24 protein-coding genes are annotated in these 25,236 nt (G+C 69.8%); 6 read left to right on the plus strand and 18 right to left on the minus strand.

Annotated features, from left to right (window positions below; all coding sequences use genetic code 11):
• Positions 1–13: 13 nt before the first annotated feature.
• Entirely contained in the window at positions 14–1,063 is a 1,050-nt protein-coding gene (locus EIZ45_RS07560) for a hypothetical protein (RefSeq protein ID WP_167756369.1), read from the plus strand.
• 2 nt (positions 1,064–1,065) lie between these two features.
• Here the strand turns inward: EIZ45_RS07560 and EIZ45_RS07565 are convergent, their stop codons facing one another.
• Genes EIZ45_RS07565 through EIZ45_RS07575 form a run of 3 tightly spaced genes read right to left on the minus strand, consistent with a single transcriptional unit; the run spans position 1,066 to position 4,081 of the window.
• The gene (locus EIZ45_RS07565; protein ID WP_037809091.1) at positions 1,066–1,722 is read right to left on the minus strand and encodes a response regulator transcription factor; all 657 of its coding nucleotides are present in this window, start codon (positions 1,720–1,722) and stop codon (positions 1,066–1,068) included.
• Positions 1,719–2,855, minus strand: coding sequence for a MacS family sensor histidine kinase (gene macS, locus EIZ45_RS07570; protein WP_134664183.1), 1,137 nt, complete (start codon positions 2,853–2,855; stop codon positions 1,719–1,721). Before macS ends, EIZ45_RS07565 begins: the two co-directional genes overlap by 4 nt.
• Positions 2,852–4,081: an AI-2E family transporter gene (locus EIZ45_RS07575; RefSeq protein ID WP_134664185.1), complete on the minus strand. Its 1,230-nt coding sequence runs from the start codon at positions 4,079–4,081 to the stop codon at positions 2,852–2,854. Before EIZ45_RS07575 ends, macS begins: the two co-directional genes overlap by 4 nt.
• Before the next feature lie 296 nt (positions 4,082–4,377).
• On the opposite strand from EIZ45_RS07575, the gene EIZ45_RS07580 reads away from it, so the two are divergent.
• Together EIZ45_RS07580 and EIZ45_RS07585 are read left to right on the plus strand one after the other, a co-directional pair.
• Positions 4,378–5,409, plus strand: a complete 1,032-nt coding sequence (locus tag EIZ45_RS07580; protein ID WP_134664187.1) for a hypothetical protein — start codon at positions 4,378–4,380, stop codon at positions 5,407–5,409.
• A gap of 194 nt (positions 5,410–5,603) precedes the next feature.
• A complete protein-coding gene (locus EIZ45_RS07585) occupies positions 5,604–8,732 on the plus strand; it encodes a PE-PGRS family protein (protein WP_240690700.1) in 3,129 nt (1,042 codons plus the stop codon).
• An 81-nt stretch (positions 8,733–8,813) separates the two neighbouring features.
• Here the strand turns inward: EIZ45_RS07585 and EIZ45_RS07590 are convergent, their stop codons facing one another.
• The gene (locus tag EIZ45_RS07590) at positions 8,814–9,593 is read right to left on the minus strand and encodes a dioxygenase (RefSeq protein WP_037809087.1); all 780 of its coding nucleotides are present in this window, start codon (positions 9,591–9,593) and stop codon (positions 8,814–8,816) included.
• 103 nt (positions 9,594–9,696) lie between these two features.
• On the opposite strand from EIZ45_RS07590, the gene EIZ45_RS07595 reads away from it, so the two are divergent.
• A complete protein-coding gene (locus EIZ45_RS07595; RefSeq protein ID WP_134664191.1) occupies positions 9,697–10,236 on the plus strand; it encodes a YciI family protein in 540 nt (179 codons plus the stop codon).
• A gap of 23 nt (positions 10,237–10,259) precedes the next feature.
• Here EIZ45_RS07595 and dnaB read toward each other — a convergent pair whose 3' ends face one another.
• The 12 genes from dnaB to EIZ45_RS07655 form a co-directional block, all read right to left on the minus strand.
• Positions 10,260–11,663 (minus strand): replicative DNA helicase, encoded by a 1,404-nt coding sequence (gene dnaB, locus EIZ45_RS07600; RefSeq protein ID WP_134664193.1) that lies wholly within the window; start codon positions 11,661–11,663, stop codon positions 10,260–10,262.
• A gap of 714 nt (positions 11,664–12,377) precedes the next feature.
• Positions 12,378–13,175 carry an ESX secretion-associated protein EspG gene (locus EIZ45_RS07605; RefSeq protein WP_134664195.1) on the minus strand — a complete coding sequence of 266 codons (798 nt, stop codon included), beginning with the start codon at positions 13,173–13,175 and terminating at the stop codon, positions 12,378–12,380.
• An 11-nt stretch (positions 13,176–13,186) separates the two neighbouring features.
• Positions 13,187–14,551 (minus strand): hypothetical protein, encoded by a 1,365-nt coding sequence (locus tag EIZ45_RS46000; RefSeq protein WP_167756371.1) that lies wholly within the window; start codon positions 14,549–14,551, stop codon positions 13,187–13,189.
• Positions 14,552–14,593: 42 nt separating this feature from the next.
• On the minus strand, positions 14,594–15,214 hold the full coding sequence (locus EIZ45_RS07615) for a DUF3558 domain-containing protein (protein WP_134664197.1): 621 nt from the start codon (positions 15,212–15,214) through the stop codon (positions 14,594–14,596).
• A 7-nt stretch (positions 15,215–15,221) separates the two neighbouring features.
• Positions 15,222–15,584, minus strand: coding sequence for a hypothetical protein (locus EIZ45_RS07620; protein ID WP_240690701.1), 363 nt, complete (start codon positions 15,582–15,584; stop codon positions 15,222–15,224).
• A 267-nt stretch (positions 15,585–15,851) separates the two neighbouring features.
• Positions 15,852–16,316, minus strand: coding sequence for a 50S ribosomal protein L9 (gene rplI, locus EIZ45_RS07625; protein ID WP_009085244.1), 465 nt, complete (start codon positions 16,314–16,316; stop codon positions 15,852–15,854).
• 14 nt (positions 16,317–16,330) lie between these two features.
• Positions 16,331–16,579: a 30S ribosomal protein S18 gene (gene rpsR / locus EIZ45_RS07630; RefSeq protein ID WP_009085242.1), complete on the minus strand. Its 249-nt coding sequence runs from the start codon at positions 16,577–16,579 to the stop codon at positions 16,331–16,333.
• Positions 16,580–16,613: 34 nt separating this feature from the next.
• Positions 16,614–17,141, minus strand: coding sequence for a single-stranded DNA-binding protein (locus EIZ45_RS07635; RefSeq protein ID WP_134664199.1), 528 nt, complete (start codon positions 17,139–17,141; stop codon positions 16,614–16,616).
• A gap of 29 nt (positions 17,142–17,170) precedes the next feature.
• Positions 17,171–17,494, minus strand: coding sequence for a 30S ribosomal protein S6 (gene rpsF, locus EIZ45_RS07640; protein WP_093572314.1), 324 nt, complete (start codon positions 17,492–17,494; stop codon positions 17,171–17,173).
• A gap of 101 nt (positions 17,495–17,595) precedes the next feature.
• Positions 17,596–18,516 (minus strand): hypothetical protein, encoded by a 921-nt coding sequence (locus tag EIZ45_RS07645; protein WP_134664202.1) that lies wholly within the window; start codon positions 18,514–18,516, stop codon positions 17,596–17,598.
• 79 nt (positions 18,517–18,595) lie between these two features.
• Positions 18,596–19,522: a hypothetical protein gene (locus tag EIZ45_RS07650; RefSeq protein ID WP_240690702.1), complete on the minus strand. Its 927-nt coding sequence runs from the start codon at positions 19,520–19,522 to the stop codon at positions 18,596–18,598.
• Positions 19,523–19,655: 133 nt separating this feature from the next.
• Entirely contained in the window at positions 19,656–20,480 is an 825-nt protein-coding gene (locus tag EIZ45_RS07655; protein WP_134664204.1) for a hypothetical protein, read from the minus strand.
• A gap of 103 nt (positions 20,481–20,583) precedes the next feature.
• Between EIZ45_RS07655 and EIZ45_RS07660 the strand changes: the two genes are divergently transcribed.
• Positions 20,584–21,357, plus strand: a complete 774-nt coding sequence (locus EIZ45_RS07660) for a deoxyribonuclease IV (RefSeq protein ID WP_037809070.1) — start codon at positions 20,584–20,586, stop codon at positions 21,355–21,357.
• 58 nt (positions 21,358–21,415) lie between these two features.
• On the opposite strand, the gene EIZ45_RS07665 is transcribed toward EIZ45_RS07660, so the two are convergent.
• Complete coding sequence (locus EIZ45_RS07665; protein WP_037809069.1) at positions 21,416–22,981, minus strand: glycosyltransferase family 87 protein; 1,566 nt, start codon at positions 22,979–22,981, stop codon at positions 21,416–21,418.
• 35 nt (positions 22,982–23,016) lie between these two features.
• The gene (locus tag EIZ45_RS07670) at positions 23,017–24,084 is read right to left on the minus strand and encodes an ROK family transcriptional regulator (RefSeq protein ID WP_134664206.1); all 1,068 of its coding nucleotides are present in this window, start codon (positions 24,082–24,084) and stop codon (positions 23,017–23,019) included.
• Between the two features lie 57 nt (positions 24,085–24,141).
• On the opposite strand from EIZ45_RS07670, the gene EIZ45_RS07675 reads away from it, so the two are divergent.
• The gene (locus EIZ45_RS07675) at positions 24,142–25,200 is read left to right on the plus strand and encodes a Gfo/Idh/MocA family oxidoreductase (RefSeq protein ID WP_134664208.1); all 1,059 of its coding nucleotides are present in this window, start codon (positions 24,142–24,144) and stop codon (positions 25,198–25,200) included.
• The last annotated feature ends 36 nt before the right edge of the window (positions 25,201–25,236 follow it).

A 25,236-nucleotide genomic window follows, 5' to 3' on the forward strand; every position in this document is an offset into this window, starting at 1 on the left:
CGTACTTCGCGCGATGGTCGCCCTTGCCGCGGCCTGCTGTCTGCTGACCTCGTGTACGAGCGAGGCTCCCGCGCCCGCCCCGGTGAGTTCTGCGCGGCCCGCTCCGACCACCCCTCCGCCGACCGGCCTCGACGGGCTCGTCGCCACCGGCGGCATCGGCGTGGAGTTGCTGCTGGCCACGTCGCCGCCGACGGTGTTCGACGCCGATTCGGGTGTGCGCGCAACCCTGCCTGGCGTCCCTGGCGGGCAGCGGACGGTGTCCGTGCTGCGCGTCGGCCACACCCCGGTCGTGCTGACCGCGCCGACCTGCCAGCAGTCCTCCTGCGACCCGGCCGAGGTGTACGTCTACCTGGGACTTTCGACCCCGCGGTCGCTCGGCAAAGCGGTGAGCGCGGCTCCCGGCGCGGACGGCACCAGCGTGTGGCTGATCCGCGAGGACGGTCCGGACCTCTGCCGGTTGGAGCACGTCGCGCTCACCGGCACTTCGTTCGGCCGGGGCACCGTGGCGTCGTGCCACACGCTCGTCCGGGTGGAGACCTCGCACGGGTTGCTGATCACCGTCGGCAGCGGCACCGCCGAAACCGTCGACGTCCTGATCGACCCGGCCACCGGGCGGTCCGTGCAGCAGTCGCCGCGCATTCTCGCCGCCGCCGGTGATCGGCTCGTCCTTGGCGGGCTGACCGACCTGACCGTGCTCGATTTGCGCAGCGGAGCGCGGAAACCGGTGGCCCTGCCGGTGCCCGCGCCCAACCCGTACGTCCTGCCGAGCCGGGGCGGCGATGTCGCCGCGGTCGATTTCGGCACCCCGTCGTTCCCCGGAACCGGTACGCAGACCCGGGACCTGTGGCTGCTGAACCTGCGCGACGGCAGCTGGCAGCAGGCTCCCTCGATGCCGTATTCGACGGAGAACCTGAAGCATTCCGGTCTGGATTGGACGGAAGCCGGCGACCTGGTCATCGACGACGGGGCGGTCGCGGCGTGGCATCCAGGAGAACCGGCCTGGCGACTGGGGAAGGCGAAACTCGCCGCGGCACAGCAGGCGGCCGGGGTCGCGACCTCCTGAGGTCAGTCCTCGTCGAGGCCGTGCTCGATCGCGTAGCGCGCCAGCTCGACCCGGTTGTGCAGCTGGAGCTTCCGCAACGTCGACTGCACGTGGTTTTCCACCGTCCGGTGCGACAGCACCAGCCGCTCCGCGATCTGCCGCGCGGTCAGTCCCTTCGCGACCAGCCGGAGCACGTCGGTCTCCCGGTCGGTGAGCCGCGGCGGCTCCGGCGCGCCGTCCGGGACGTCGGCCATCCGCCGGTACTCGCCGAGCACCAGTCCGGCCAGTCCGGCGGTGAACACCGGGTCGCCGTCGGCCGTGCGGCGCACCGCGTCCACCAGCTCCGCCGCGGACGCCGATTTCACCAGGTAACCCGACGCGCCCGCCTTCACCGCTTCCAGCACGTCGTTGTGTTCGCCGCTGGCCGAGAGCACCAGCACCCGCGTGTCCGGCGCGGCCGCGGTGATCTCGCGGGTCGCTTCGACGCCGGACGTGCCGCCGAGGTTCAGGTCCATCAGCACCACGTCCGGCCGCACCGCGCGCGCGATCCGGATCGCCGCCGGGGCGTCCGGGGCGGTCGCGGCCACCTCGAACCCGTTCTCGCTGAGGTCGCGGGCCACGCCGTCGCGCCACATCGGGTGGTCGTCGACCACCATCACGGAGATCGTCCGTTCCGTCATCGCCCGTCCCTCATCGTGGTTGGCACCCGCACTTCCCACTCCGTGCCGCGTCCGGGAGCGCTGTCCAGCACCGCGGTCCCGCCGAGGTCGTCCACCCGGCCGCGAATCGACTTCACCACCCCGAGCCTGCCCTCGGCCGCCGCCTGTTCGAGCCTGCCGCCCGCGATCCCCGGGCCGTCGTCGCGGACGCTCACCACGACCTCGTCGCCGAGGTCTTCGAGCAGGACCCAGGCGTGCGCGTCCGGACCAGCGTGTTTCTCCACGTTGGCCAGTGCTTCGCGGGTGATCGCGACGAGTTCCTCGGTGACGTGCGCGGGCAGGTCCACGGTTCCGGCCGGCGTCGAGACCTGCACCGATGTGGTCGACAGCAACTGCAACGCCGAACGGAGGTCCACAGTGTCGCCGGACCGCGTCGGCTCGGTGCTCACCAACGCGCGCAACGCGACCTCCTGCTCGCCCGCGAGCCTCGCCAGCTCCGCTGCTTCACCGCCTGCTTCGAGACCGCGACGCCGTACGCGCGCGAGTACCTGAAGCACGCTGTCGTGAATCGAGCGCGCGAGCCGTTCGCGCTCGGCTGTCGCTGCTTCGGTGCGAAGTGCGCGCGCGAGCGCTTCGGCGGAGCTACGCGCGAGCGTCGCCGCCATGCCGACAAGGAGACCGCTCGCGCACAACAGCACTCCGTCACGGATGACGTCGATGTCGACGTTCGCGCGCGCGACACCAGTGCTTACTGCCACGACGAGGCCCGCCGATACGCCAAAGCGCGCGCCGAAACGCGTTGCCACCGCGATCGGTGCTACTGCCGCCCAGACCGTGGTGATCAACGGCGTGGTCGCGTTGTCGAACTGCGCCTCCGACAGGATCCACGGCGACGTGAGCAGGAGCGCTGTGGTGAGGACGAGGTCGAAGATCACCAGCCAGCGGCGCCGTCCGTTCTCGCGCACGTACGCCAGACTCGACACGACCGACCACACGGCCATCACTCCGATGACGACCCATCCCAGCCACGGCCGCTGGAAGCCGTTGTGGTGCGCGATCGCCACTGCCAGCGCGAACAACCACGTGACGACGCGCAGCACCACGACACCGCGCCACAGCGGTGCCGCCGGATCTCGGGAAGGTCGAACAGTCACTTCTTGTCTTCTGTGCTTTCTGTGTCTTTGCCGGAGCCGGACTCCTTGTCGTCCGCGCCCTCTTCCGGATCGTCGTTCGGGTTGGCGGCTTGGCTGTGCAGCGCGTCGACGGTCGCCGGATCCGGATCGTGTTCGTGCAGCAGGGACCGGACCCCGGCGTTGAGCACGGCCAGCAGCGGCACCGCGAGCAGCGCGCCCGCGATCCCCGCGGCGACCAGGCCGATGGCGATCGCCAGCACCACCGCGAGCGGGTGCAGCCGCACCGCGCGGCCGAGCAGCAACGGCTGCAGCACATGGCTTTCCAGCTGCATCACGCCGACGACGATGGCCAGCACGACCACCGCGCCGATGACGCCCTTCGACACGAGCGCGATCAGCACCGCGACGCCGCCGGTGATCAGCGCGCCGATGATCGGGATGAACGCGCCGAGGAACACCAGCGTCGCCAGCGGGATCACCAGCGGCACGCCGACGATCCACAGCCCGATGCCGATGCCGACCGCGTCGACCACGGCCACCGCGGCGGTCGCGCGGATGTAGCTGACGAGCGACGCGAAGCCGCGCCGCCCCGCCACGTCCACGCGATTGCGCACCCGCGTCGGCACGCCGCGCACCAGGAACGACCAGATGCCGTCGCCGCCGGCGAGGAAGAAGATCGTGACGAAGAGCGTCAGCACGAAGCCGGTGAGGATCTCGCCGACGGTGCCCGCGGTGGTCAGCGCGGTGGTGGTGATCGAGGCCTGGTTGTTCTGCAGGAAGCCGATGGCCTGGTTGATGAAGTCCTGGATCTGCTCCTGGCGCAGGTGCAGCGGACCGTTGATGAGCCAGTCCTTGATCTGGTTGAGGCTCGTGGTCAGTTGCTGCTGCAGTTCCGGGAGGCCGCTGGAGAACTGGGTGATCACGAAGGTCAGCAGCCCGCCGAGCACCGCGAGCCCGGCCACGAGCACGATCGCCGTGGCCAGTCCGCGCGGGAAGCGGATCTGCACGAGCCGCGACACCGCGGGGGCGAGCAGCGCCGAAAGCAGCAGCGCGATCGACACCGGCACCACGACCGAGGCGAGGTAGCCCAGCAGCCACACCACGGCGTACAGGGCGGCGACGACCACGATGAACCGCCACGACAGGGCGGCGGATACGCGCAGTCCGCGCGGGATGAAGCCGGTGACGTCGGCGACTGGTTCGGAAAGGGACGGTTGTTCGCGTTGTCCGCGCCCTGGCTGGCTCACGGGGTCAACCGTATCGGCCCCGTCGACCGAAACCGGGCGGATCGCCCGGTGCGGGGCGCGAATCACCGTTTCGCCGGGCCGCGCGAACCGACTCCGGAGTAACCGGCCGTCTTCTCCGGGGATGACCCATCGTGAGACCCGGCCACACTCTGTGTTGTTCACACGATGGTGGCATCAAGCCGTGTCAAGGATGCGCGGCGACCCCTAAATTTGGTTGTCTCGGTTTTGCACCACCGCGGAACTGTGTCGTTCCCGGCAAAAACCGAAATCATTTTTTACCCGAGGAGAAATCACCTGTGACGGACGACGCTGTGCACGAGAGGCGGGGCGCGACGCGCTTCGGCCGTCTCGCGTCGCGTGCGTTGTTCGTCGTCGGCGGCGCGCTCGCGGCCACCGCGGCCGCGTGGACCGTCTCCTCCTCCGCCGCTTCGGCGGACCCGGTCGACGCGAGCGTCACGCCGGTCACCGACGCGACGGCCGCCGGAATCGGCGACGTCACCGACGGCGCGGCCCGGTTCGCGGGCGACGTCACCGGTGCGGTGCAAGGGCTTTCGTCGTGCGGCCAGGGAGCCACCACGTGGTCTGAACCAGGCACGTCGCGGCCCACCTGCTCGCTCGGCCAGCTCGGCGGCGCGCACCGCGACGACCTCGCCGGAGGCCAGCAGGCCGCCGGAAAGGTCAGCGACGCGGTGAGCGACCTCGGCCAGCACGCGGTCGTCAAGCCGGTGGAGCGCACGCTCGGCTCGCTCGAGCACATCGCGCGCAAGCCGGAGGACGCCCGCCAGGTGATCGCCGACGCGACCACCCCGCCGCCCGCCGCACAGGATTTCGGCCGGAAGCTGTGGGATCTGCTCGACCCGAGCGCTCCCTCGAACCTGGTCGACCTGCCGAAACTGCCGACCGCGCCCGCTCCGGAATCCGAGCAGACGCCGGCGCCCGGCATTCCCGAGCAGCCCGCCGAGGCGGAGCAAAACCTCGGCGCGGCCGCGATGAGCACGTCCGACGCGTTGCAGTCGGTCTTCCCGGCGATGGACGCGCAGTCCGTCGATCCGGTGCAGGGCGCCGAACTGCCGCAGCGCCACCACGGCGACCGCGGCCTGCCCGGTGCCCCGTTCTCCCCGGCGCAGCTTCCCGCCGCGCCGCTTTCCATCCCGAACTCCCCGGCCGGTGGCAGCACCGCGCCCGGTGGACACCTCGACGGTTTGAACTTCGGCGTTCCCTCCTGGGTCGCCGCCGCCGTCGACAACGCCGTGGCGGGTTCGACCCGCACCGGCCTCGCGCACACGCCGCGCACCCCGGGCGAGCAGCCCGGCGTCACTCCTGACTGATCCACTTCACCCGCGGGGTCGTTGACGCACCCACGCGCACATCTTCGTGTGCCGTCACCGTCATCGACACATCTCCCGCGGGTTTTTCGCGCGCTGCGCAATTTCCGCGCACGCATTCCCGGTGCATTCCCTCACGAAACAGGGCGCACCTCCACAAACCCGCAAGGGACCCCGATATGAAGGAGAAAAATCCCATGCAGACCTGGGCAAAGCGCGGACTCCAGACCGCGTTGGTCACGGGTGGGTTGCTGATGCTGGGCACCGGCATCGCCTCGGCCGACGAGAACGTCAACCCGGACACCCCGGCCTCCCCGCTTGATCTCAACGTCACCGTCCCGATCGACGAAGCCAACAACGCGATCGGCACCCCGCTCGGGCAGGTCGACCTCCCGGCGCACCACAACGAGATCAGCACCAAGCCCGTCACCTCCGCCGTCAAGGGAGCGCTCGCCTCGGCGAAGACGCCCGGCGGCTCCGCGGGCAGCCTGACCGACAGCCTCCCGAAGGCGGACGCGCCCCGTCAGCTCACGCCGACCCACGACGCGTTCAAGGGCAACAAGGTCAACGGCGACGTCGTCGTCCCGATCCAGATCGTCGACAACGCGGTCGGTGTCATCGGCGACGCCCACGTGCAGGGCGGCGACCACGACCAGACCTACAGCCACAACCAGGACGTCGCGACCGACGGCAAGTACTCCGGCATCGCGGGCAACGTCGTGGCGCTCGACTACGCGCTCCCGGTGCAGATCGCGGGCAACGGCGTCGGCCTTGCCGGCGGCAGCGGCGCGGTCCACGGCGGTTCGGCGCACCAGAGCACCAGCGAGACCGGCAACATCGACACCACCGGCGAGGGCTCCGGCCTGTCCGGCAACGTCGTCGGCGGCCAGTTCGCGACCCCGGTCCAGGTGACCGGCAACGCCGCGTCCTGGATCCTCGGCAACGCCTACAGCGGCGGCTACAACGCCGACACCACCGCCACCTCCGGCGGTTCGATGAAGTCCAACGGCAAGGGCGCCGCGGGCAGCGGCAACGTGGTCGGCGCTCCGATCGCGCTGCCGGTCAAGTTCAACGGCAACGCCGGCGGCGTGTGGGGCTCGGACGCGGACTCCACCTCGAGCTCCTCGGCCGACGCCAAGGCGGGCGACACCCGTCCGGGCAGCCTGAAGGGCATCCCGACCTACATCGAGACCGACGGCGACCAGTCGTTCCTGTCCGGCAACGCCGCCGCCGCGCAGGCCAGCCCGGTCGCGAACGTCGCGTCCGTCGCCGGCTCGTGGATCGGCAACGCCACCACCGGCCAGGCGCTCGACCGCCAGGCGTCCTCCTCCACCCACGAGACCACCGCCACCTCCGGCGGCTTCGTGAAGACGAACGGCAACGACGCCGCCGGCTCGGCCAACGTGGTCGACCCGGCAGTGGCGCTCCCGGTCGAGGCGTGCGGCGTGGGCGGCACCTACATCGGCCGCGCGGTCGCGAACTGCGACAACACCACCACCGCGACCTCCGGCGACGGCAGCTACACCACCGGCAACGGCTCGACGCTGACCGGCAACATCGTCAACACCCAGGTCGCGGGCGCCCCCGAGGTGCACGGCATCGGCGGCAGCCACATCGGCAACGCCTCGGGCACCTCGACCGAGACCAAGACCGTCACCGCGGGCAACTACGACGGAACCCAGGGCAACGACTCGTCCGGCTCGGGCAACATCGTGCAGGTCCCGGTGGCCGCGCCGGCCGAGGTGTTCGGCGTGGGCGGCTCGTTCATCGGGCAGGGCTCGGGCGACGGCTCCGAGACCAAGGTCGTGAAGGCGGGCGGCGGCGGCAACACCGCTGACGACAACGGCTTCCTCAGCTCGAACCTCGGCACCGTCCCGGTGTCGACCCCGGTGCAGCTGTTCGGCATCGGCGGCTCGTTCGTCGGCCAGGGCCACGGCAAGGCCAGCAACGACACCACCTCCACCGCGGGCCAGGACGTGCACGCGACCGGCGCGGGCGGCGCGGGCGCGGGCAACCTCGTCGAGGCCCCGGTCTCGCTGCCGGTGCAGGGCCACGGCGTCGGCGGTTCGGTGGCCGGCATCGGCACCGGCATGTCGGACAACCTGACCGACTCGACCGCGGGCGGCGACGCCACGGCCGACGGCAAGGACGGCGCGCTCGCCGGCAACATCGTCAAGGCTCCGGTCGCCGGTGCGGGCACGATCTTCGGCGACGGGCTCGCCGGGGGCGCGATCGGGCACGGCACCGCCACCAACGACATCACCTCGACCGCGGGCGGCGACGCCACCACCAACGGTGACGGCGGCGCGGTCGCCGGCGACATCGTCGGCGTGGACCCGGCGCCGGTCGCGCAGGTCTTCGGCGACGCGGTTTCGGTCGCGGGTGTGTCCTCGGGCGACGCCATGAACAACACCGTCGTCACCGACGCCGGCAAGGACACCACGTCGGGCATGGAAGGCTCCATCTCGGGCGACATCCTCGACTTCCCGGTGCCGGTCGTCGCGCAGGTCTTCGGCGACGCGGTCGCGGTGGGCGGCGTGGCGCACGCGGTCGGCGACAACGTCACCACCGTGACCGACGGCGACGACGCCACCAGCACCGACGGCACGGGCTCGGCGCTGTCCGGCTTCGACTACTACCACCCGCTGGGTGCGCTGGTGCAGATCTTCGGCGTGCCGCTGGAGGTCATCGGCGTGGCCACCGCCGAGGCTCCCAACTCGACCACGGTCGACCCCGAGCCGGCCATCGACGTGCCGTTCGGCGGCGAGATGGGCGCTGACCAGCTCCCCGCGCTGCCGGCCGTGCCGGGTCTGCCGGGCGGTTCCTCGGCCGCGCCGTCGCTGCCGTCGGCTCCGGCGCTGCCGGGCCTGTCGGGTCTGCCCACCGCCACCACGCTCCCCGCCCCGGCGCTGCCGGGTGCCGAGCGCGCCGACGTGCCGCAGGTCAGCGGCCTGTCCGCGCTGGGTCAGCTGAACCAGCTGAAGGGTGCTTCGGCGCTGCCGCAGGTCTCCGGGCTGCAGAACGGCATCCACCTGCCGTCGGCCCCGGCCGTTCCGGCTCTGCCCGGCGTTCCGGCCCTGCCGGGTGCCGCCGCGCAGCGTGCGGACGTTCCGGCTCTGCCCGCTCAGCTGCCGGTGAAGACGTCGCTGCCGACGCTGAACCAGCTGCCGGCCGTCGCCGCGCTGCCGGCCGTGCCGGGTGCGCCGACGACCCTGCCGACCACGATGCCGACCGCTCCGGCCGTGCCGGCGATCGGTGACGCGACCGGTCCGCTGGGTGCGTTCCAGAAGCTGGCCGCGAAGGTGACCAGCATCTTCAAGAAGTGAATCGCTTCGCCTGAAGCGAGCCGGGGATAACCCGGGCGGGCCCGGAAGCCACGTGCTTCCGGGCCCGTTTTTTGTGCTGGGTCAGGAGAATTCGAGCGACCGCTTCGCCAGTCCGTGCCAGAAACCGTCGATCACCGTGCGGCCCTCGCCTTCGGCCGAGCTGGCGCCGAGCGAGACGAACAGCGGCGCGAAGTGCTCGATCCGCGGGTGCGCCATCGCGGCGGCGGGGGCCTTGTGCTGGAAGTCGAGCAACGCGTCGAGGTCGCGGGCGCGCAGCATCTCGTCGCCCCAGTGGTCGAATTCCGCGGACCATCCCGGCGGGGTTCCGTCGCTGCCGTCGACCTCCCGCATCGCGCGGAGGTTGTGGGTGAAGAATCCGCTGCCGATGATCAGCACGCCCTCGTCGCGCAGCGGCGCGAGCTTGCGGCCGAGGTCGTAGAGCGCCTGAGGGTCGAGCGAGGGCATGGAGATCTGCAGCACCGGGACGTCGGCTTCGGGGAACATCTCCACGAGCGGGACGTACGCGCCGTGGTCGAGACCGCGGTCCGGGGCGTCGTGCACCGGGGTCGCGGTCGAATGCAGCAGCTTGCGGACCCGCGCGGCCAGCTCAGGCGCACCTGGCGCGGCGTATTTGACCTGGTAGTAGTGCTCGGGGAAGCCCCAGAAGTCGTAGACGAGCGGGACCGTCGTGGTGGCCCCGAGCGTCAGCGGTGCCTCCTCCCAATGCGCCGAAACGACCAGGATCGCGCGAGGTTTCGCCAGGTCAGCGGACCATTCCGCGAGCTGGCGGGTCCACGTCGCGTCGTCGGCGAGCGGCGGCGCACCGTGGCTCAGGTACAGGACCGGGGTGCGGGTCGCCATGACTGCCTCCAAGTGTTTGAAACTTCAACTACTACGGTACGCCTGGTTCGCGGACTTGGCGAATTCGTCCTCGGCGGCCGCCTCCGTGCGCCAGAATCGACCGGTGAAGTTCTTCTGCTACCACCGGGACCGCCCAGGCTCCGCCGCGTTGCGCGCCGAACTGGTCGAAGCGCATTGGTCCTATATGGACGGTTTCGCCGCCGAACTGATCGCCCGCGGCCCGACCTTGGACGGCGAAGTGCCGACCGGCAGCGTGCACATCGTCGATCTCCCGGACGCCGCCGCGGTCCGCGAATTCGCTTTCGCGGAACCGAATTACCAGGCCGGGGCCTATCGGGACGTCCTGATCCGCCGCTGGGACAACGCTCTTGACCGCACGATGTGGGAATTCCCCGGCGATCCGGAGGCGGCGAACCTGTATTTGGTGTTGGGCTTGGGATCCGGACCCGCCGTCGACCTCGAACCGTCCGCCACGGAGTCCCTGATCGCCTACGGCCCCCTGTGGTCCGACGACGGCACCGCCTGGCTCGGCACGGCAGCCCTGGTGCAAGCCGCCGATGCCGACACAGCCCGCGGACTCCTCACCGCGGAGCACTACGCCGCGATCGAGGTGCACGACTGGGCTCCCGGCGGTCGCTCCTGAACGACCGGCAGGCCCGGCTCGGGTCAGTCGTGGGCCAGGTCGGCGAAGCGGCTGTAGTGCAGCTGGTGCGCGACCACGATCGTGCTCGTCGGACCGGCACGGTGCTTCGCCAGGATCAGGTCGGCCTCGCCTGCGCGCGGGTCGTCGCGTTCCCAGGCGTCCGGGCGGTTGATCAGGATGACGATGTCCGCGTCCTGCTCCAGTGAGCCGGATTCACGCAGGTCCGACAGCATCGGCTTCTTGTCGGTGCGCTGTTCCGGACCACGGTTCAGCTGGGAGATCGCGATCACCGGCACCTCGATCTCCTTCGCCAGCAGCTTGAGCTGACGGGAGAATTCCGAGACTTCCTGCTGCCGCGATTCGACGCGCTTGCCGGAGGTCATCAGCTGCAGATAGTCGACGACCACGAGCTTGAGGTCGTGCCGCTGCTTGAGCCGGCGGGCCTTCGCGCGGATCTCCATCATCGTCATGTTCGGCGAGTCGTCGACGAACAGCGGGGCTTCCGACACCTCGCTCATCCGCCGGGCCAGCCGCGTCCAGTCGTCGTCGGACATCTTGCCGCCGCGCATGTCGGCGAGGCGGATTTTCGCCTCGGCCGACAGCATGCGCATCACGATCTCGGTCCGGCTCATTTCCAGCGAGAAGATGACGCTGGTCAGGCCGTGTTTGATGGAGGCGGAGCGGACGAAGTCCAGGCCGAGAGTCGACTTGCCGACACCGGGACGGGCCGCGACGATGATCATCTGGCCGGGGTGCAGGCCGTTGGTCAGCTCGTCGAAGTCGGCGAACCCGGTCGGGATGCCCTGGGACTGGCCGCCGCGCGAGGCGATCGCGTCGATCTCGTCCATGGTCGGCTGGAGCAGGTCCTCCAGCGCGACGTAGTCCTCGCTCGTGCGGCGTTCGGTGACGTCGTAGATCGCGGCCTGTGCGCGGTCGACGACCTCGTCGATGTTCGCGCCGTCCGCCGCGGCCGCGCCGTAGCCGTACTGCACGATGCGCGTGCCCGCCTCCACGAGACGGCGCAGCACCGCCTTCTCGGACACGATCTCGGCGTAGTAGCCCGCGTTGGCCGCGGTGGGCACGGTCGCGATGAGGGTGTGCAGGTACGGCGCGCCGCCGACGCGGCCGAGTTCGCCGCGCCGCTCGAGTTCGGCCGCCACGGTGATCGGGTCGGCCGGTTCGCCGCGTCCGTAGAGGTCGAGGATGCAGTCGTAGACGGCCTGGTGCGCGGGCCGGTAGAAATCGCCGGGGCCGAGCGCCTCGATGACGTCGGCGACCGCGTCCTTCGACAGCAGCATGCCGCCGAGCACCGACTGCTCCGCCGCGATGTCCTGCGGCGGCTGGCGGTCGAACCCGCCGGGGCCGGGGTCGCTCGGACCCGGATCGGACTCCGCGTACGCCGGACTGCGGTCATCGGTCACCGCCACTGCCCGGACACCTCCCCTCGCCCAGCCGTCGTACCGGCCGTCCCCGTCGTCTCGCGTGCGCCTGTCCTGTGCCGAACCGCACCCGCCCGCCGCCGCCCGTGACGGTCAGCCCAGGCGAACACCTGTTCGAGTATGCCGGAATCGGCCCGGCTTTCCCACCCGCCCGTCCGGCCCCCTTCGATGATGGACCGGGCGGTTCCCCGCACCGGTGACCGCCACGCGGAGCCACCGGGAGTACCGGGCGCGAACGCACGCTAGATCCCCCGGAAGGACGAGCGCAATTCCGGTTGTTGACCGTGCTGTGGACAACCTGTGGATGACTGGGGGCAACGAATCACAGGTACCCGCGAGCCTGTGGACAAAGTGGGGACAGTGCAGATCGGCTTCACTGAACCCGCAGGTCAAGGCCTGTGCAGAGACTGTGGAGAACTTCGCGAAAACTCGTCCGGCGTGTCGTGTCGAACTGGTTCTTCGGCGTGTCGCCCCCGCGTTGGTCCACCGCCCTGTGGATGGTTGCTACGCACGGTAGATCACTGCCTCGATAGGCTGAACGAAGGAGAATTCCCCACGCGGCCCAGCCGATGGCTGCGCACAGTGAGCGATCCGGCAAAAGCGCAGGTTAACCGCGTGCAAACGCGAAACCGGGTGAGGTTCACCGGCAAGACACCGCACGGTGCCGTGCCGGGAACCCCACCCGGAGTAACGCTCAGGTGCTCAGCCCAAGGCGCTTTGAGCCTGGCGGAGCCGCTCGGAGACGGTCTGCCTGGACCACGGCGTGTACACCACGATGGATTCGCGGCCCGGCCGCTCCTCCATCAGCCAGCGCCCTTCGTCGATGTCCACGAAGTTGATCGGCTTGGGGATTCGCTTGCGTGCGCCGTTTGCCGTCCGGGCAGCGACGTACAACGTGCCGTTGCCGGTCCGCGGCGCCTGCATGATCCGCTGAATTTCCTTCAGCGGCGATGCTTGGTGCTTCCGGCTCTGGTCGCCGACCATGATCGAACTCCGCGGTTCGCCGGAGTCATTGGCTCGCCCGGTCTCGAATTCCTTGCGGTCGACGAGCAGGGCTTGCCCAGGGGGCGTTCGGGCGGCCGGAACGATGTCCAGGAAGGTCTCGAGGAGCAGTTCCGGCCGTTGCCGGGTGACAGCGAGCGTCGGCTGGCGGCCGACCCGGACCAGGCCGAATCCGCCGCCGTTGCCGCTGCCGACCAGTGCGGAGAAGTTGGCCGGGCTGCCGTCTTCGAACTGGCCGTCAAACCAGCCGTAGTACTCCAAATGCGGCCGCGAGATGGAGTCGATCAACGCGAGCAGGTCGCGGTCGATCCCCCGCGGTCCCATCAATCCTGCCTGCTGCAGGCCCGCATTGACCTGCTCGTCCAGCTTGCGCTGGTCCTCGGGCACGTAGAACGCGGCTGTCTCGCCGATGACCTTGTGCGGCTCCGCGCCTCGTCGCCGGATCAGGTTGCACAGCGTGTAGGCGGTGAAGGTCACGGGCCGGTCGAGGGTGATCACGTCGCCAAGCCTCATTCACCGATGACCGGCGGAACGGTCATCTGGTCGGAACCGAAGATGTCGTTGCCGTCTTCTTCCAGCAGGTACTTGGTCTGGTGCTCCTCGTCCTCCTGGCCCTTGCCGCCCTTGGCTCCGCCGCCCATGCCGCCCATGCCTGCCGCACCGGCCTTGCCCGCTGCGCCTGCGCCACGCATGCCGCCCATGGCACCTGCGCCGCCAGCGCCTGCACCGGCGCCGCCTGCCGCCGCACCGGAACCGCTGCCGCCGGGCCCGAAGCCCGCACCGCCGAATCCGCCGGGTCCGAAAGCGCCACCGGCACCGCTGCCGCCGCCGCTTCCACCGCCGTACCCGCTGCCGCCGCCGGTCGGGCCGAAGGTGCTCGGGTCGAACTTCGCCGGGTCAGTCGTCGGCGGCGTCCAGCCCGAGGTCGTCGTGCCGTCGCCAGGCGGGGTGAATTGACCGGGCCCGCCGGGACCGCCAGGCGGGGTGAACTTGGGCGGATCAACCTTCGGCGGCTTGTAGTTGCCGCCCCCACCGGGACCGCCCGGCGGGGTGAACTTCGGGGGGTTCGTTTTCGGCGGGGTGAAGCCGCCGCCGCCGACACCGCCCGGCCCGCCGCTGAACCCGCCGCTGCCACCGGGACCGGTGCCAGGACCGCCGCCGTACTTGCCGGGGTCGGTGTTGCCGTCGGAAATGTTGTTGCCCTGCCACACGTTGTACTGCGGCATCCCGCCGGCGTTCTGGGAACTAGAGCCGTAGTACGCGGTGTAAGCCTGGACGTTCGTCTGGCTGTTCTGGTTGTACTTGTCGATCTCGTCGTCTTTGTCGCTGAACGGCTGGTGGTCGTACCACTTCATTTCAGGCGGGTCTTTGGGCAGTTCCTGGACCTTGCCGTGCACGTCGTGGAACGCGTCGACCTGGTTGGTCATGAAGGTCTGGCTCTTGCCAAGATTGTTGGCGGAGTCGTCGTGCCAGATCTTGAGCGCGTTCGCGCCGGACTGGGCCGCGCCCGCGCTGTTGCCCTGCCAAGCGCTGTTCATCTTGTTGTTCAGCGCATCGATCTGCTTGGAGCGAGCGGAGTGCAGTTGCTTAAGCGTGTCGGCTGCGCTCCTGCCCCCGTCGAGCGAACTGGTGTTGCCCTTGCTGATCTTGTCGTAGATCGTGTACGCGTCGATCGACCCGCCGCCGACATTCGCTTGGGCGTGTTCGGCGTGCGGCCCGCCGCTGAAGATGCTGGTTGCCGCACCGACCAGGCCGCCGACCACGCCTCCGACGACTGCGCCTTCCGGCCCGAGCACGGCACCGTAGGTCGCTCCGATCACCGCACCCTTGGCAGTGTTCTTCAGGGTGCTGCCTGTGCTGTCCTCATTCCCCATAATGAGAATCTTCCTTCCGGGCCTGCTACAGCCGTGTAGCGATCAAGACTCTGTCTTGAGGTGGTTGATCATCGCGGTGCCGATCTTGGCGACCGGAGTGCACGGGGTTTCGACGTTCTTGCCCCTCACGATCGAGGCGACGATGACGACGGACAGCTGATCAGTGACGCCGACTACGAGATCGCACACGCCGGTTTTGCGAGAGTCGCGCTCAGCAGCGAAAACTCCGGGGTAGCCAGCGACCTGGGTCTCCTCGAAGTAGGCCTGCTTCGATTTCATCGAGTAAGTGTCTGCGAGGCCGTTCGTGTTCTGGGTGATCGGCGCGATAGTGACCCCGTTCGCCTTGAGCTCCGGGTCCGCGGACTGCCAGTCGCACCCGCGTGGCGTGATGTTGTTGAGCTTCCCAGGTGCCGCGAGCCCGACTGCTTTGGCGTCGTCGTCGGTGAGGGCCGAGCACGGATTGGCGATCAGCTTCTCAGTCGGGAGCGGCGCGGGGACTTTCGGCGCGCCGTTGGTTGTGCTCGACGAGTTGCTGGAACTTGCCGGACCCGGATTGCTCGACGCGGGCGGCTCAGCAGTGCCGCCGGTCCCGCCGCTGCAGGCGGTCAGCGAACTGAGCGCGACGACGGTGCCGGCAGCGATCCAGGCGATGTGTTTTGGCATGTGCTGATCAGACCGCACTCTGTCCCTGCTTCTTCATCTCGTCGGCGTTATGCAGCTCGGCAACGGTGATCTTCTTCTTCGCAGCGGTGAGCGCGTCGATGAAGTTCTTGGTGTAGGTGACCATCTTCTCGTGCTCGTCCAGCAGGCTCTGCCCCGACGGGTTGGCACCCTGGTTGACGAAGGTATGGCTGGCTACTTCGTCGGCAGGCGGGGTTACGTGCGCGATGAGGTCGGCGTACTGGCGGTCTTTTGACAGGTCGCCGAGCAGGTCCTGCCACTGCTTGATGACTGAGTCGACCTCGTCCTCGGTGAACTTGTAGCCGCCGGCCTTGCCGTAGCTGCCCACCATGATCGGCGGGACAGGGGGCACCTGAACCCCCGTGTTCGCACCGGATGCGGGAGTTCCTTCAGGCATCTCGCTAGCCCCCTTATAACCCATGCCTCGCTCTTCCCCGGCGAGATCAGCATCTTGGATGTTAACGCACGCGAGTTGGTTCCCGCTCGCTGTTGGCAAGTTCACCGGAGGGCTTCTGAGCTGGGGACCTGCGGTGGTTTCGCGGTCGCCGGGCGGCCGCCGCGGCCAGAAACGAAACCGCCCCCGGGAGGATCCCCCGGGGGCGGTTTCGCGGAAAAGCCGTCAGTTCGCGGCCACAGCCTTGACCTCGAGGCGGAGGTCCACCTTGACGTTTGGGTGCAGGCGGGCGTTGACCGAGTGCTTGCCGACCGTCTTGATGTGGTCGCGCAGGTCGAGGACGCGCTTGTCGAGCAGCGGGCCGCCCTGGGCCTTGATCGCGTCGACGATCTCGCCGGCGGTGATCGAGCCGAAGAGCTTCTTCGAGCCCGCCGCGGCCTTGCCGGTCAGCTGGATCGCGCCGAGGCCCTCGAGGGTCGCCTTGATTTCCTTGGCGTGGTCGAGGTCGCGGATGCGGCGGGATTCCTGTGCGCGCTGGATCGTGCGCACGTTCTTCTCCGCGCCCTTGCTGGCCACGATCGCGTAACCGCGCGGCAGCAGGTAGTTGCGGGCGTAGCCGTCCTTGACCTCGACGATGTCGCCGGGGCCGCCGAGGTTCGCCACGTCCGTGGTGAGAATGATCTTCGCCATGACTAGTGCTCCCCTCAGCGCGCGGTGGACGTGTAGGGCAGCAGAGCCATCTCGCGCGAGTTCTTCACCGCGATGGCGATGTCGCGCTGGTGCTGGCTGCAGTTGCCGGTGACGCGACGGGCACGGATCTTGCCGCGGTCGGAAATGTACTTCCGCAGCAGGTTGGTGTCCTTGTAGTCGATCGTTTCCGGGCGGCCCTTCTTCTCGGCCTTGCAGAACACGCAGACCTTCTTCTTGGGCTTGCGAATGGGTGGCTTGGCCACTGTTGTACTCCTGGAATTCTAGAAAGAGATGAGATCAGAACGGGGGTTCGTCGGAGAAGCCTCCGCCGCCACCGCCCGCGGGCGGGGCCGAGCCCCACGGGTCGTCGGCGGGCGCGCTGTTGCCGCCGCCGCCGCGATTGCCGCCTCCGTTGAAGCCGCCGCCTCCGCCGCCGAAGTCACCACCGCCGCCGCCACCGCGGCTGACCTTGTTGACCTTCGCCGTCGCGTAGCGCAGCGAGGGGCCGATCTCGTCGACCTCGAGCTCTACGACGGTGCGCTTCTCGCCTTCCTTGGTCTCGAAAGACCGCTGCTTCAGCCGCCCCTGCACCACCACGCGGGCGCCCCGCGTGAGCGACTCGGCGACGTTCTCCGCCGCCTGCCGCCAGATGTTGCAGCGCAGGAACAGCGCCTCGCCGTCCTTCCACTCGCCGCTCTGGCGGTCGAGGGTGCGCGGGGTGGACGCGACGGTGAAGTTCGCGACCGCCGCACCGGACGGGGTGAAGCGCAGCTCCGGGTCGGACGTCAGGTTCCCGACCACGGTGATGACGGTGTCTCCAGCCACGGATGGCGTCCCTTCGGATCGGGCTCGGATCAGGCCTTGGCGGGCGCGGGCTTGGCCGCGGCCTTGACCTCGCGGCGCATGACCTTGGTGCGCAGCACGGTTTCCTGCAGCGACAGCTGGCGGTCCAGTTCCTTGACGGCCTCGGCCGTCGAGTTCAGGTCCAGCAGCGCGTAGATGCCCTCGGCGTTCTTCTTGATCTCGTACGCCAAGCGACGGCGGCCCCACACGTCGACCTTCTCGACGCTTCCGCCCGAAGTGCGGATCACGTTGAGGAAGTTGTCCAGCGTGGGCGCGACCGTACGCTCGTCGAGCGTCGGGTCCAGGATGACCATTACCTCGTAATGGCGTGACATAACCACTCACCTCCTATGGGCTCGCGGTCACGGCGGATCCGTGACAGGAGGGTTTGTCCAGGTAAGCGTACCCGGCGGGTCCGACAGTCCGGTGCGGCGGGTCAGCTGACGCGGCGCAGCACCCAGGTGCGGACGAGCCCGGCGGTGACGCCGGCCAGCACGATCACCGCGAGCAGCATCGGCAGCTGGACGTCCGACGCGCCGCCCTGGCTCGCCAGCGCCTCGGCGTTGCCCGCGTTGCGGATGTCCGGGCCCTGCTGGCCCTGCGGGTCCTGTCCGGCCGACGGCTGCTGCGGCAGCGCGCCCGAACCGGGCAGCGAGCCGTACCGCGCGCCGGGCGCGATCGCGGTGCCCAGCACGCCCGGGTTGCCCGGGGTCGCGGTCGGGATGTTGCCGTAGTCGCGCGGCGGGGCGATCCCGGTCGAGCCCGGCTGGTAGTCGCCGAGCGGGTTGCCGCCGCCGTTCTGCGCGGGCGCGTTGCCGTTCGGCTGGGTGCCGCCGTGCGACGGCGAGCTCGGGGACGACGGTGCCTGGTAGTTGTTCGCCACCGTGGTGAGCCCGCACGCGGACGCGACGCCGCTGCGGATCCCGTTCAGCACCTTGGTCTTGGTGTCCGGCAGCACGCCGAGGCCCCACTCGTCCTTCAGCGCGTTCGAGACGACCTGGCCGATCGCGTCGCCGCTGATCGTGCCGCCCGAGGCGTTCGGGATCGCGCCGACCTGCAGGTTGCCCTTGTTCGCGATGGCGTTCGCCAGCGAATCCGGCCACACGGTGAGCAGCCGCCAGAAGTTGACCTGGTCCTTGGCCGACTGGCGGACGATCTCCTTGACCGCGGAACCGGGCACGACGACCGCATCGCCCATGCCGCCGGTGACCGAGCCCTTGCACTGGTTCGCGAGCGTGGTCGCCGCGGACGCGGTGCCGGTGCCCAGGAACGCGCCGCCGGTGAAGAGGGCGGCGAGGGCGGTGACGGTGAGTGCTCGACGGGTTCGCTTCCAGGTGGGGATTTTCCGCACGAGCACTATCCTCCGGGGTCCGCGGGCATGGTTCGTCGCATCAGGAACAACGAATGGACTCCGGTAAAGATACTGGTGAGTTGGCCTAACCTGCAGCGGCCATTCGGCGGAGCACCCAGGTGCGGACCAGGCCCGCGCTGACTCCGGAGAGTGCCAAAACTGCCACCAGAACTGGCCAGTCCAACCCGTTCGTGTGGTTGCCGCCGGTGCCCGGCAATGCCTGGGCGTTACCCGCGTTCTGGATGGTGCGGTCGCCGCCGTTCGAGCCGTCCGGGTTGGAAATGCCGTATTGCGGCGCGTAACCCGGGATTTGGCTGCCGTAGCGCAGCGACGGCGACGGGCTGAACAATCCGGCCATCGCCATCGGGATGCCGCTGTAATCGCGCATCGGCGCGTATCCGGTGTTGTAGCCGTACGACAAATCGCTGAAGTTCGGCAGGAAGGCCGAGAACGGCGCGGCCCCGCCGCCCGCTCCGCCGTAATCGCCGAGCACCGGGCTGGTCGAGCCCGGCATCTGGGACTGCTGACCTGGCGACCCGCCCTGCTGCGGGCTTCCGCTGTTTCCGCCGGACGACGGCGGTTGCTGCGGGTTCGGGCCCGGGTTCTGCTTGCCCGGCTGGCTGCCGGTAAGGGCCTGACCAGCTGTGGCGACGCCCTGCTGCACCGCGTTGGTGCCGCCCGCGACCGCGCCGTTGACCGCGCTCGCGACGGGCGCGCCGACCACCGGGACCGGCGAGACGACGGTGTTGACCACGTTCACCGTGACCTTGCAGAGAGCGTTGACGGTGCTGGTGAGCACGCCCGAGACCTGGCCGACGATGCCGAGGTCGAGCGGGAGCCCGAGAAGGGTGCCCTGGACGTGGTCGCCGGGTTTGGCCGTGATGGTGGAACCGCATGGCGTGGTCAGAGTGTCCGCCGACGCGGTTCCTGGTGCGGCGAGCGCGGCCGAGCCGGCCAGGACGAAAGCGGCGGCGCCCACCGCGGTGGCCCTCCGTGCCCGGTGCTGCTGCATGGCCGTCGACCCTTTCGCCGCGTCCGTTGTACCTGCCTTGCTGTGGACAACGACGGTAACGAAGACGAGTAACGCCCGCCTCCCCTCCGAGGTCAGGCATTCGGGTGGAAGCGGGCGCTACTCAGGGTAAGAGTCAGGCGGGCTTGCGTCGCAGCCATGCGCGCACCAGCGCGGCGGCCACCAGCGCGAGCGCGAGCACGGCGATCAGCAGCGGCAGCCGGGCGGGCGGATTGGCCGCGGGCAGGGCCTCGGCGGTGCCGGACTTCTTCGCGTCGACGGTCGGCACCTGGTCCTGCGGCAGCTGGCCGGGCACGATCTGGGTGACGATCGGGGCCTGCACGAAACTCGCCGGGAGCATCGCGGCTCCGGTGAAGATGCCGGACACCGAGTCGAGGCCGGACAGGTCGCCGCCGACCGACGTCACCTGGCCGAGCGTGTCGCCGCCAGGGGCGGGCTGGCCCGGGCCGCCGGGGCCAGGGGCAGGAGGCGAAGGCGGGTTGGGCGTGGGGCCCGGCGGTGGCTTCGGCGTCGGCGACGGAATGAGCGGCGGTACTCCGCCAACCAGTGCCTGGGTCGCGTTGCCGACGCCGTTCCCCGCGGCCTGCACGAACGGGCAGGTGTCCTTCGCGGCCGTCTCGCCAACGACGGGGACCTCGCCGACGCCCAGGGTGCGGACGGTGTCGCCGACCGGGAGGTTGAGCAACGTGTTGTTGCCGTCGGTCTGCTTCGCCTTCGAATCGAGGCCGACGGTCAGCCGGTTCGGCGCGTTGAGCGGGGCGCCCGCGTCGAGCGCGAGGCCGGTGCCGTCCTTGCCGTTCTGCAGGGTGGATTCGCAGTCGCCGGTCACCGTCGGGCTCGGGTCCGCGGACGCGGCGGCGGGAAAGGCCAGGACCGCCGACAGCAGCGGCGCCGCGAGCGCGACTCCCAGCGAAATCGTCCGTCCAGCGCGTTTCCGCATGTCTTTCCTCCCCCGACTGGATCACGGAACGCGCTCACGGTACTCCACGAGCGTCACCAACTCGGGCCGAAGGGGGAGATTCGCCCGGTAGTAGCGTCAGGGCATGCAGATTGGCGCCCATGTCCGCGACGACGATCCGCTGGCCGCCGTCGCCGAGCGAGAAGCCGACGTCGTCCAGTTCTTCCTCTCCGACCCGCAGGGGTGGAAGGCACCGAAACCGCATCCGCACGGCGAGGAGATCAAGGCCTCCCCGGTCGAGGTGTTCATCCACGCGCCGTACCTGATCAACGTCGCGTCCAAGAACAACCGGATCCGCATCCCCTCCCGCAAGAACGTCACCCAGCACGCCGACGGGGCCGCCGCGATCGGCGCGAAGGGCCTGATCGTGCACGGCGGGCACGTCGGCGCGGGCGACGACGTCGAGGAGGGATTGGTCAACTGGCGCAAGCTCTTCGAGCGCGAAGCGGAAAAGGGCGGCTTCGCGGTGCCGATCCTGATCGAGAACACTGCGGGCGGCGACAACGCGATGACCCGCGAACTCGACGTGATCGCCCGGCTGTGGGACAAGGTCGGCGAGTTCGGGGCGGGTTTCTGCCTCGACACCTGCCACGCCTACGCGGCGGGCTGGGATCTCGCGACCGCGGTGGAGAAGGTCAAGGCCATCACCGGCCGGATCGACCTGGTGCACTGCAACAACTCGCGCGACGAGCACGGTTCCAACCGCGACCGGCACGCGTCGGTGGTCGACGGCGACGGCACGATCGAACCGGAACTGCTCGCCGAGGTCGTGCGCCAGGCGGGTGCGCCGGTGGTCGTCGAAACGCCGGGCGAAGGCCAGGCCGCCGACATCGCGTACCTGCGCAAACAACTCGCCTGAGCGGCCGTGAAGGGCTCCTTGAGGGAATCAGGTTCCCGGAAGGAGTCCTTCACGGACTTCAGGAGACGGGTTGCTCGGCGCGGGAGCGGCGGAAGGACGCGAAGGTGACCTTGTCGCGGGCCCGTTCCAGCACGCCGCCCGCCGGGTCGTCGTCGCCGGAGAGCCGGACCAGGTCGGTGCGCGGCCGGTAGATCTCGCGGAGAACCAGCACGCACAGCCCGACGACGGCGAGGTCGCGGATGACCACGCCGCCGAGGAACCAGCCTGCGGGCAGTCCTTTGTGGTCGACGCCGAGGTAATAGAACATCCGGGGCGCCCACACCGCCGCGTCGATGACCATCCACGCCAGCAGCGGCCGCCAGCGCGGGATCGCCAGCACCGCCAGCGGGACGAGCCACAGCGAGTACTGCGGGCTCCACACCTTGTTCGTCAGCAGGAACGCCGCCACGACAAGGAAAGCCAGCTGCCCGAACCGCGGCCGGCGCGGCGCGGTGAGCGCGACGTACGCGATTCCCGCGCAGCAAGCCAGGAACAGCACCGCGACCACGATGTTCAGCACGGTCGGCGACTGTCCTTTTTGGAGCACGCCGTCGAAGCCCGCCCAGCCGGTGGCGTAGGAGACCACGTTGTAGAGCGAATCCGGGTCCATCGGGCGCAACGTGTTGAGCCGGAAGAACTCCCACCAGCCGCGCGGCGCGGCCACGATGAACGGGACGTTCACCACCAGCCAGGCCAGCACGGTGAACGCCGCGGTCCGGCTCCACGCACGCAGTTTCCCGGCGCGCAGGCACAACAGGAACAGCACGCCGAGCAGCAGCAGCGGATACAGCTTGGTGGCGACGCCGAGTCCGAACAGGACTCCGGCGACCTCCGGGCGTTTTCGCGACCACGCCAGGATCCCGGCGGCGGTGGCCGCGGTGGCGAGCGCGTCGAAGTTCGTGAAGGTATGGACCAGCACGAGCGGCGAGATGGCGACGAGCACCGCGTCCCACGGCCTGCGTTTCGTCGTCCGCCCGGTGGCCCACACGGTGACCAGCCAGGCGAGCGCGAGCCAGAACGCGGAGATGTTGAAGTAGATCGCCACCGGCAGCGCGCCGGGCAGCCAGCCCGCGTTCGCGACCGAGGTCCAGCCCGCCGCGAGTTTCGCGTTGATCCACTGGAACAGGCCGGTGACCACCGGGTATTCCATGTACCGGGTCTGGTTCTCCGCGGTCTGCGAATCCTCCTGCCACGACGTGACGTAGGGGAAGGTGCGCGCGTCGTCGAGCTTTTCCGAGCTGTAGAGCGGGACGATGTCGGAGTAGCACATGGCGACGAACGGGCGGCCGGAGCGCCAGTCGAGCTGATGCACGCCGTTGGAGTCGCTGTACTGCTGAATGCACGACGCTTTGCCGAACCAGCACACCACGAGCGCGAGCACGGCCATCGCGAGCCCGACGCGCTGCGGCGACCAGAACCACTGCCTGCCGACTGCCGCGTGCTCGCCGAGCGGACCGCCGACGGGTCTCGTCGCCGCGGCCACCAGCGGGTCGTGCCGGCTGGGGGCGATCCGCTCCGCCGGGGTCAGCGTGCGGGGAGCCGAATCCGGCTCTTCGGCGGCGGCGGGCTGGGAGACGCGGGACACGTCGGGATGCTATCGGTCCGCGGGTGGGGTGCCGGTCATTTCGGATCCTCGTAAAACCCGGCAAGCACCTCGAAAGCGGCGCCGAGGGCCACCGCCTCCTCGTCGAGGTCGCTCAATTCGACGTCGATGCGCTGCCAGTACGGCACCGGCAGCAGGTCGCGCAGCTGGTGCGAGACCGTTTCGCGGTAGACCTCGGGCGCGCCGCGGACCGTCCGTCCGAACAGGACGATCCGTTCCAAATCGAGCACCTGCACCAGGTCGGCGAGCCCGATGCCGAGCAGCCGGGCGGCGTCGTGCGGGGTTCCGGCGGCGCGGTGCATGACCTCGACACAGCCGCGACGTCCGCAGGCGCAGCGCGGTCCGGCGTAGGCGATGGTGGTGTGTCCGAACTCACCAGCGTTGGTGCGCGGGCCCCGATAGACGCGTCCGTCGATCAGCAGGCCGACCCCGATTCCGGTGCCGACCAGGACCACCGCGGTCGCGGCCGAGGTTTCCTCCGGCCAAGCGTGCGCGAAGGCGGCGGAGTTGGTGTTTTTGTCCAGCGTGACCTGCAGACCGGTGCGTTCGGCGAGCAGATCGCGCAGCGGAACGTCGTGCCAGCCGGGCATGTTGGTGGCGTCGCGGACGCGGCCCGCGTGGTGGTCGAGCGGTCCCACCGCGCCGACGCCGAGCCCGAGCACGCGCGCCGGATCGACGTCGGTGACCAGTTTGCGGACGCCGTCCGCGATCGCGGTCACCGCGGCTTCCGGGCCGAAACCGATTGGCAGCGGGCCCTCCACGATTTCCTCGACCTCGCCGGTCAGGCCGGTGCGCAGCACGAGAAAGCCGTCCCGGTCGAGCTGCGCGCCGAGTGCGCAGCGGGCTTCCGCGCGCAGCCGCAGCATCGTGCGCGGTTTGCCGACCCCGGACGCGGGCGCGCGTTCGACGTCCAGCAGCCCTTCCGGAAGCAGGTCGGACACGATTTTCGACACCGCCTGCTGGGTCAGCCTGGACCGCTGCGCCAGTTCGACCCGGCTCAGCCCGCCCGCGCGCAGGATGTGCCCGAGCAGCAGCGCGCGGTTGTGGCGTCGCAGCCCGCGCAGGTTGACGCCGGTTTCCGCCATCGGCCGATCATCGCGGACGGGTGGCCTATTACGCAACAGTGTTGTTTAATAGGGGCCATGGCTGATGACGCGCGGGTCGGCATCCTCGGATACGGGATCGGCGGCCGGGTTTTCCACGCGCCGCTGGTCGCGGCGACCCCCGGCCTGGTCCCGGCCGTGCTGGTGACCGCGAACCCGGACCGGGCCGCCCAGGCGCGCGCCGACTACCCGGGCGCCGAGGTGGTCCCGGACGCGGACGAACTTTTCGCCCGCGCGGGTGATCTCGACCTGGTCGTGGTGACCACGCCGAACCGCACGCACGTGCCGCTCGCCCTCCGCGCGATCGAGGCCGGGCTTCCGGTGGTCGTGGACAAGCCGTTCGCGCCGACCGCGGCGGAAGCACAGCAGGTCGTCGACGCGGCGAAAGCCAAGAACGTCGGCCTCACGGTCTTCCAGAACCGTCGCTGGGACTCGGACTTCCGGACCGTTGGCAAGGTGCTCGAATCCGGCCGCCTCGGCACCGTCTTCCGCTTCGAATCCCGCTACGACCGCTGGGTGCCGAAGATCAAGGACAACTGGCGCGAGTTCGGCGACCCGGCCGAGGCGGGCGGTCTGCTTTACGACCTCGGCGCGCACATCGTCGACCAGGCGCTGCAGCTGTTCGGCCCGGTCGCCCAGGTGTACGCGGAGGTGGATCGCCGCCGCCCCGGCGTCCACGTGGACGACGACGTGTTCGTGGCTCTGCACCACGCGAACGGCGTGCGGTCGCACCTGTGGTCGTCCGCGCTCGCGGGCACTCGCAACCCGCGTTTTCGCGTGCTTGGCGATCAGGCGACGTTCACGAAATACGGCCTCGACGTCCAGGAACCGCAGATCAAGGCCGGTCTCCGCCCCGGCGACGACGGCTGGGGCGTGGAGCCGGAAAGCGACGCCGGCCTGCTCGGAGTGAACGACGACACCGAAGCGGTGCCGACCGAAACCGGTTGCTACGAAGCGTTTTACGCCCAGGTCCGGGACGCGCTGCGCGGCGAGGCGGGCTTCCCGGTGGATCCGGCGAGCGCGGTCGAGACCTTGCGCGTGATCGAAGCCGCGCACCGCTCGGGCGCCGAAGGACGCGTGATCACACTCGGCGGCTGAGGCCGCCCTCCGAACGGCCGTGGCCGCGACGGCCTC

The organism is Amycolatopsis sp. CFH S0740, assembly GCF_004522315.1.
GTDB lineage: Bacteria > Actinomycetota > Actinomycetes > Mycobacteriales > Pseudonocardiaceae > Amycolatopsis > Amycolatopsis nivea.

What these genes read in the sequence shown, in the direction of transcription:
- EIZ45_RS07560 (WP_167756369.1), top strand. Translation starts at nt 14, where the DNA reads ATGGTCGCCCTTGCCGCGGCCTGCTGTCTGCTGACCTCGTGTACGAGC.
- EIZ45_RS07565 (WP_037809091.1), bottom strand. Translation starts at nt 1,722, where the DNA reads ATGACGGAACGGACGATCTCCGTGATGGTGGTCGACGACCACCCGATG.
- EIZ45_RS07585 (WP_240690700.1), top strand. Translation starts at nt 5,604, where the DNA reads ATGCAGACCTGGGCAAAGCGCGGACTCCAGACCGCGTTGGTCACGGGT.
- EIZ45_RS07590 (WP_037809087.1), bottom strand. Translation starts at nt 9,593, where the DNA reads ATGGCGACCCGCACCCCGGTCCTGTACCTGAGCCACGGTGCGCCGCCG.
- EIZ45_RS46000 (WP_167756371.1), bottom strand. Translation starts at nt 14,551, where the DNA reads ATGGGGAATGAGGACAGCACAGGCAGCACCCTGAAGAACACTGCCAAG.
- EIZ45_RS07615 (WP_134664197.1), bottom strand. Translation starts at nt 15,214, where the DNA reads ATGCCAAAACACATCGCCTGGATCGCTGCCGGCACCGTCGTCGCGCTC.
- rplI (WP_009085244.1), bottom strand. Translation starts at nt 16,316, where the DNA reads ATGGCGAAGATCATTCTCACCACGGACGTGGCGAACCTCGGCGGCCCC.
- rpsF (WP_093572314.1), bottom strand. Translation starts at nt 17,494, where the DNA reads ATGTCACGCCATTACGAGGTAATGGTCATCCTGGACCCGACGCTCGAC.
- EIZ45_RS07650 (WP_240690702.1), bottom strand. Translation starts at nt 19,522, where the DNA reads ATGCAGCAGCACCGGGCACGGAGGGCCACCGCGGTGGGCGCCGCCGCT.
- EIZ45_RS07655 (WP_134664204.1), bottom strand. Translation starts at nt 20,480, where the DNA reads ATGCGGAAACGCGCTGGACGGACGATTTCGCTGGGAGTCGCGCTCGCG.
- EIZ45_RS07660 (WP_037809070.1), top strand. Translation starts at nt 20,584, where the DNA reads ATGCAGATTGGCGCCCATGTCCGCGACGACGATCCGCTGGCCGCCGTC.
- EIZ45_RS07670 (WP_134664206.1), bottom strand. Translation starts at nt 24,084, where the DNA reads ATGGCGGAAACCGGCGTCAACCTGCGCGGGCTGCGACGCCACAACCGC.
- EIZ45_RS07675 (WP_134664208.1), top strand. Translation starts at nt 24,142, where the DNA reads ATGGCTGATGACGCGCGGGTCGGCATCCTCGGATACGGGATCGGCGGC.